Annotated in this window: 6 protein-coding genes, 1 tRNA gene and 2 rRNA genes; 2 read left to right on the forward strand and 7 right to left on the reverse strand. The window is 52.3% G+C overall.

Annotation, left to right across the window (positions count from 1 at the left end):
• Positions 1-13 precede the first annotated feature (13 nt).
• Positions 14-1,378: a murein transglycosylase D gene (gene mltD / locus BJP35_RS11750; RefSeq protein ID WP_047744235.1), complete on the forward strand. Its 1,365-nt coding sequence runs from the start codon at positions 14-16 to the stop codon at positions 1,376-1,378.
• A 52-nt stretch (positions 1,379-1,430) separates the two neighbouring features.
• On the opposite strand, the gene BJP35_RS11755 is transcribed toward mltD, so the two are convergent.
• The 3 genes from BJP35_RS11755 to BJP35_RS11765 form a co-directional block, all read right to left on the reverse strand.
• On the reverse strand, positions 1,431-2,204 hold the full coding sequence (locus BJP35_RS11755) for a class I SAM-dependent methyltransferase (protein ID WP_025205127.1): 774 nt from the start codon (positions 2,202-2,204) through the stop codon (positions 1,431-1,433).
• A gap of 74 nt (positions 2,205-2,278) precedes the next feature.
• A complete protein-coding gene (locus tag BJP35_RS11760) occupies positions 2,279-3,079 on the reverse strand; it encodes an endonuclease/exonuclease/phosphatase family protein (RefSeq protein ID WP_047744262.1) in 801 nt (266 codons plus the stop codon).
• Between the two features lie 136 nt (positions 3,080-3,215).
• Positions 3,216-4,391, reverse strand: a complete 1,176-nt coding sequence (locus tag BJP35_RS11765; protein WP_047744236.1) for an MFS transporter — start codon at positions 4,389-4,391, stop codon at positions 3,216-3,218.
• 104 nt (positions 4,392-4,495) lie between these two features.
• On the opposite strand from BJP35_RS11765, the gene yafC reads away from it, so the two are divergent.
• Positions 4,496-5,401 carry a DNA-binding transcriptional regulator YafC gene (gene yafC, locus BJP35_RS11770; RefSeq protein WP_014168734.1) on the forward strand — a complete coding sequence of 302 codons (906 nt, stop codon included), beginning with the start codon at positions 4,496-4,498 and terminating at the stop codon, positions 5,399-5,401.
• 30 nt (positions 5,402-5,431) lie between these two features.
• Here the strand turns inward: yafC and dkgB are convergent, their stop codons facing one another.
• The 4 genes from dkgB to BJP35_RS11790 form a co-directional block, all read right to left on the reverse strand.
• Entirely contained in the window at positions 5,432-6,235 is an 804-nt protein-coding gene (gene dkgB, locus BJP35_RS11775) for a 2,5-didehydrogluconate reductase DkgB (protein ID WP_047744264.1), read from the reverse strand.
• 162 nt (positions 6,236-6,397) lie between these two features.
• Positions 6,398-6,474, reverse strand: a tRNA-Asp gene (locus tag BJP35_RS11780).
• Positions 6,475-6,529: 55 nt separating this feature from the next.
• A 5S ribosomal RNA gene (gene rrf, locus BJP35_RS11785) occupies positions 6,530-6,645 on the reverse strand.
• 62 nt (positions 6,646-6,707) lie between these two features.
• Positions 6,708-6,822: ribosomal RNA gene (locus BJP35_RS11790) — 23S ribosomal RNA — on the reverse strand; the annotation flags it as partial.

Raw genomic sequence — 6,822 nt, forward strand, 5'->3', positions numbered from 1 at the left:
TATTGACACACACATGAAGGCAAAAGCGATATTTCTCGCCTCTGTCCTGCTTGTAGGTTGCCAGTCGCAGAACGGCAGCAACGTACAACAGCACGCACAGAGCCTTTCTGCAGCTGGTCAAGGGGAAGCAGGGAAGTTTACAAGTTCAGCGCGATGGATGGACGATGGGACGTCTTTCGCACAGGATGAAGACTTGTGGACCTCTATTGGCGACGAGCTAAAGATGGGAATTCCGGAAAACAACCGGATTCGCGAACAGAAGCAAAAGTATTTAAGAAATAAGAGCTATCTCCACGATGTAACTTTACGGGCAGAGCCGTATATGTACTGGATAGCCGGGCAAGTTAAGAAACGTAACATGCCGATGGAGCTGGTACTCCTACCCATAGTGGAGAGCGCTTTTGACCCACACGCGACGTCTGGCGCCAATGCCGCAGGCATTTGGCAGATCATTCCGAGCACCGGGCGAAACTATGGTTTGAAACAGACCCGCAACTATGATGCGCGTCGTGATGTTGTCGCTTCAACGACAGCCGCTCTCGACATGATGGAACGTCTTAATAAGATGTTCGACGGCGACTGGCTGTTAACGGTCGCAGCGTATAACAGTGGCGAAGGTCGTGTACTGAAGGCAATGAAAGCGAATAAAGCACGGGGTAAATCCACCGATTTTTGGTCGCTCTCACTGCCACAGGAAACGAAGATTTACGTACCGAAAATGCTGGCATTGAGCGATATTCTCAAGAACAGCAAGCGTTACGGTGTACAACTGCCAACACCAGACGAAAGTCGTGCACTGGCGCGTGTTCGCCTCAGCAATCCGGTTGATATTCAACAGGTTGCTGATATGACGGGTATGTCGGTAAGTAAACTGAAAACCTTTAATGCTGGCGTTAAAGGCTCAACGCTGGGGGCCAGTGGTCCGCAGTATGTAATGGTTCCGCAGAAACATGCTGAGCAGTTACGTGAGTCTTTAGCATCGGGTGAAATTGCCGCTGTTCAGTCAACACTGATCGCGGATGCATCATCCGTGAACAGCCGCAGCTATAAGGTTCGGTCAGGTGATACGCTTTCGGGCATTGCCTCACGTCTTGGCGTGACGGCAAACGATCTGCAGCAGTGGAATAATCTGCGCAGCTCAGGCCTGAAAGTGGGTCAGACTCTGACGGTGGGTGCAGGTAACAGTGCACAGCGTCTCGCCAGCAACAGCGATAGCATTACCTATCGTGTGCGTAAAGGTGATTCACTGTCCAGTATCGCAAAACGACACGGCGTAAATATCAAGGATGTGATGCGCTGGAACAATGATACTGACAATCTGAAACCAGGCGACCAGCTGACGTTGTTTGTGAAAAACAGCGCCACGCCAGACTCCTGATGACACGACCTAACGATAAAAAGGCACCGATTCCCCTCGGTGCCTTTTTTCTTTACGCTGCTTTTTGCGCTTCAGCCATGATGGTATCGCTGGTAAATGATCCATCATCCTGCAATTCAAAGTACGCCTTCACTTCCGCTGACGCACTATCCTGATACAACCGAATGGCCTGGCTTAACGCTTCCGGCGTGCGCATACGGGCAATCCACGAGCTGAACTCCAGCGGCAAGCGGTCCGTTATCAATGCACGTGTGATCAGCCCCGCTTCAGTAATCAGCGCTAACCACTCCCCGCTGGAGTAGTTTTGCACATGCGAGGTGTCGCGCAGCGCTTCAACCGTTTGCAGCCAGATATTACGCACCGGATGTCCCGGCGACATCACATCCATAATGATAAAGACCCCGCCCGGCTTCAGAACGCGTTTAACTTCACGTAATGCCTGGCCGACATCATGCCAGTGATGGGCAGAATAACGGCTGATAACAACTTCAAATGAGGCATCTTCAAAGGGTAAGGATTCGGCATAGCCCTGACGCGTTGCGATGTTGTTCAGCCCTTTGGCTTTTGCGGCCTCTGCAACCACCTCCAGCATCTGACTGGATAAATCATAGGCCGTGACCTGCGCCACCTGCTGTGCTGCCGTGAAGCTGGCATGCCCGGCACCACAGCCTAAGTCCAGGACGTGCGCGTGCGGCACTGCCGCCAGGCGTTCACCGAGACGGACCAGATCACGGCCAGACGCGTGCACGGCACTGCTCAGATAAGCATTTGCCTGGGAGCCAAACTGTTTTTCTACGTTGTCATGATGGGAGTGTGTTGTTGTCATCGTACTGTCCTTTTGTTGTTTAAAATAAAGGGCAGCACCCGAATGGCCTGCCCCACGGCAGACCTGACATACCATTATTTATCAGGTTTGCCGGGACTGAATTCAACGAGTAGAGGATTGTGATCGGAGGCACGCGTCACCAGAACAGAGGCGTCGTGAACGTTCAGACCACGATAGAAGACAAAATCGAGAGGACGACCAAACGCTTTCTTGCGCTGGTCATCGCTAAAACGAACTTCACGCAGCGACATTTCGCGAGCAAAGCGATACAGCGCATTCATGCGCGGACGGCTCCAGGCATTAAAATCCCCGGCCATAATGATGGGCCCGCTGTGATGGGCGATCTGGTCACCGATCGGAATTAACTGCTTACTATACACATCCACGCCCAGGCTGAAGTTGACCGCGTGGATATTCACAACCATCAGCATGCGCGTGTCCGGCAGCGGGTAGACCGTTACCAGCGCCGATTTCGCCAGACGCAGAATCGGCTCGCGTTCGCGCAGCGGGCAGCAATAGACCGGATGAGCCGAAGAGAGAGTCATCACGCCAGAAGGATGTTGCGGCAAGACAAACGCGGGAACCTGGTCAGCAGCAAGGTAGTGAGTCGTAGCAAACCTTACCAGCTCGGGGGTGGTTTGCGCCTCCTGCAACAGCACCAGATGGGCGTCTTTCCCAAAATTCTTGAGTACCGATAACCACTCAGCGCGCTGTTGTTTAAAGATGTTCCACACCAGCACCCGGATTTTTTCATCGCTGCTTAAGGGTGTCCCGGCAGGTAATGCCTGACTTATGCTCGCAAACGACCCCGGAGGCAAGATCCTCTCCGCGGGCATTCCGGCAACATAACGCATGGCATAGGTATTTTTTCGCACTTTTGGAAACGGCCTCTGTAACATGAACCAGCCCGGAAAACGGACTGGTTCTAATGTTATAGGGACTTTAGGTTACACTTTCAACGCAATTTCAGATAAACCGCTTTCCAGTTTTGTAAGCAAGCACTTACTGATGTTATCCCAGCACTACACGAGCGGGTTTATCAAGGCGCCCACTCAGGCTAATCAGCAGGAAAGCGACCAGAACAATCACCGCACCAATCCATGGCGTTTGGGTTAATCCGAAATGTTCAACGGTTTGCCCACCAATGATGGAACCCAGCGCAATCCCAATATTGAACGCGGCAATATTCAGGCCCGATGCGACATCTACCGCGTTGGGTGTATAAAGTTCGGCTTTTTGTACCACGTAAACCTGCAGGCCTGGCACGTTACCAAAGGCGAAGATCCCCATCAACAGTACCGTTATCAGCGCGGCGTATTGCATCGATGCCGTGAACTGGAAAATCATCAGCAGAACAACCAGTGCTACGAAGATAAACTTCAGGGCCGGCACTGCACCATGTTTGTCCGCAAGCTTCCCTCCCCAGATATTACCGATGGCGACGGAGATACCATACCCCAGCAAAATCCAGCTCACTGCACTGGGTGAGAAGCCTGCCAGGTCCTGCATCATCGGAGCCAGGAAGGTGAAAGCCGTGAATACCCCCCCATAGCCGAGCGCTGTGACGGCGTAGATGATCAGCAAACGCGGATGCGTGAGTACCTTGAGCTGATCGCTCAGGCTGGCACTCGCACGTCCTGCAATTGTCGACGGTACCAATAGCAAGCTGGCAACCAGGGCAATCACCCCCAGTAAAGAGACGGCAAGGAAGGTTTCGCGCCAGCCAAAGTGCTGTCCAATAAACGTTCCTAACGGTACACCGGTGACAAGAGCTACAGTCAGACCACCGAACATAATCGCGATGGCGGATGCTGCTTTCTCTTTTGGTACCAGGCTGGTTGCAATAGTTGAACCAATGGAGAAGAACACACCGTGAGCGAGACCGGTCAGCAGCCGGGCAATCACCAGCGTGGTGTAGTCCGGCGCCTGCCAGGCCAGAATATTGCCAGCGGTGAATAACACCATCAGCGCAACCAACAGCTGCTTACGCGGGAAACGTCCCGTCAATGCGGTCAGGACGGGGGCGCCGATGGCAACTCCGAGCGCATAGATAGAAACCAACAGGCCGGCAGAGGGCAGCGAGATTGAAAGCTGGTTAGCTATCGTAGGCACCAGTCCTACGATAACAAATTCGGTCGTGCCAATTGCAAAGGCACTGATCGTCAGGGCAAGTAGCGCCAGTGGCATAAATAACTCCATATCATCAGGATTAAGATGACAGGCAGTATGCGCCAGTGCTTAAATAACAAAAATGGTCAAAATATCAATAGAATTTTGCAGGTGGTGCAACAATGAAAGCAACGTCGGAAGAGCTGACAATTTTTGTCGCCGTCGTCGAAAGCGGCAGTTTTAGCCGTGCGGCCGAGCAGTTGGGGCAGGCTAATTCAGCCATCAGCCGCTCGGTGAAAAAACTGGAGATGAAGCTCGGCGTCAGTCTTCTCAACCGAACGACGCGTCAGCTAAGCCTGACGGAGGAAGGCGAGCGTTATTTCCGCCGTGTGCAGTCCGTCCTGCAGGAGATGGCGGCGGCAGAAACAGAGATTATGGAAACCCGTAGTACGCCGCGCGGATTGCTGCGTATTGATGCGGCAACACCGGTTGTTCTTCATTTTCTGATGCCGCTGATCAAGCCTTTCCGCGAACGCTATCCGGAGATGACGCTCTCGTTAGTTTCCTCAGAGACGTTTATCAATCTCATTGAGCGAAAAGTGGATGTGGCGATCCGGGCCGGCACCCTGACCGACTCGAGCTTGCGGGCCCGCCCTCTTTTTGCCAGCTACCGCAAGATAGTCGCGTCACCGCAATACATCGCAGAGCATGGCAAACCAGAGACGGTTGAAGAGCTGAAGCAGCACCTGTGCCTGGGCTTCACGGAACCCGTATCGCTGAACACCTGGCCTGTGGCCTGTCATGATGGTCAACTGCATGAAATCACCAGTGGGTTATCGTCCAACAGTGGAGAAACGCTGAAGCAGCTTTGCCTCGAAGGGAATGGGATCGCCTGTTTGTCGGACTATATGATTGATAAAGAAATTGCACGCGGTGAGCTTGTAGAGCTGATGGCAGATAAACGTCTGCCTGTGGAGATGCCTTTTAGTGCAGTTTATTACAGTGACAGAGCGGTAAGTACGCGCATACGCGCCTTTATCGATTTCCTGAGCGAACATATAAAAACAGCTCCCGGGGGAGCTGTGTGAGGGTTTAGGCTACAGAGGAAAGGGTCAATATTAATCCCAGTCAGGTGCCAGACCTTCAGGGCTGACCAGACGATCGTTGCATTCCAGGGCAGCGATCGCTTTTTTGTCTTCGTCGTCCAGCTGGAGATCCCTCGCTAACAGGTTGCTGGCCAGGTTTTCACGTCGGGTTGAAGAGGGGATCACGGCGTAACCTTCACCCATCGCCCATGCCAGAATCACCTGTGCAGCCGTTGCGCTATGTTTTTCTGCGATACGATTAATAACGTCATCTTTCAGTGCTTTACCGTAGGCCAGGGTCATATATGAGGTGATGTGGATGCCGTGCTGTTTTGCCCAGTCCACTACTTTGCAGTTTTGCAGGTAGGGAGAGAGTTCAATCTGATTGGTTGCAATGTTTTCTGACCCCACGGCGGCAATGGCTTTTTCCATCAGCGGGATGGTGAAATTAGAAATACCTATTTCACGCGTTAAGCCCTGCTCTTTCGCTTCAAGCAATGCCTGCATGAACTCCTCGACTGACACGGCATCGTTCGGTGATGGCCAGTGGATCAACGTCAGATCCACATAGTCGGTACGCAGTTTTTCCAGGCTCTCTTTCAGGCTGGGGATCAATTTGTCTTTGCTGAGGTTTTCAGTCCAGATTTTGGTGGTGATGAAAAGCTCGCTGCGCGCTACGCCGCTCTCTTCGATAGCCTGACCAACGGCAGCTTCGTTATCATAAATCTGCGCCGTATCAATTGCGCGATAGCCAAGCTCAAGTGCAGTTTTAACAGATGCGATAACAACGTCGTCTTTCAGGCGGAAAGTGCCCAGACCCAGTGCAGGGATAGTCATGTAATCCTCGTTATTCATAATGATTGTTAACTGAGGAGGATTATCGCTGCTGCCGTTATGCAGAAAAAGAGCGTTTAACGCAGAGGATTTTTGCTGATTTGGCAATAATGATACGACAGATATGAAAAAAGCCCTGAGCGTTAACTCAGGGCTTTTAATAAGTGGCGGAACGGACGGGACTCGAACCCGCGACCCCCTGCGTGACAGGCAGGTATTCTAACCGACTGAACTACCGCTCCACCGAAGACTGCTGTAACCACCGGATTTATGCACCGGCTTACTACGTAATTTGATGCCTGGCAGTTCCCTACTCTCACATGGGGAGACCCCACACTACCATCGGCGCTACGGCGTTTCACTTCTGAGTTCGGCATGGGGTCAGGTGGGACCACCGCGCTAAAGCCGCCAGGCAAATTCTGTTATCTGTATCAGCTGAAAATCTCTCTCACCGCCAAAACACCTTCGGCGTTGTAAGGTTAAGCCTCACGGTTCATTAGTATCGGTTAGCTCAACGCATCGCTGCGCTTACACACCCGACCTATCAACGTCGTAGTCTTCAACGTTCCTTCAGGAGACTTAAAGTCTCA

Origin of the sequence: Enterobacter sp. J49 (assembly GCF_002148625.1) — a bacterium.
Classification (GTDB): domain Bacteria; phylum Pseudomonadota; class Gammaproteobacteria; order Enterobacterales; family Enterobacteriaceae; genus Enterobacter; species Enterobacter ludwigii.

Excerpts from the sequence above, each read along its gene's own strand:
- mltD (WP_047744235.1), top strand. The coding sequence starts at position 14 with ATGAAGGCAAAAGCGATATTTCTCGCCTCTGTCCTGCTTGTAGGTTGC.
- BJP35_RS11755 (WP_025205127.1), bottom strand. The coding sequence starts at position 2,204 with ATGACAACAACACACTCCCATCATGACAACGTAGAAAAACAGTTTGGC.
- BJP35_RS11765 (WP_047744236.1), bottom strand. The coding sequence starts at position 4,391 with ATGCCACTGGCGCTACTTGCCCTGACGATCAGTGCCTTTGCAATTGGC.
- yafC (WP_014168734.1), top strand. The coding sequence starts at position 4,496 with ATGAAAGCAACGTCGGAAGAGCTGACAATTTTTGTCGCCGTCGTCGAA.
- dkgB (WP_047744264.1), bottom strand. The coding sequence starts at position 6,235 with ATGACTATCCCTGCACTGGGTCTGGGCACTTTCCGCCTGAAAGACGAC.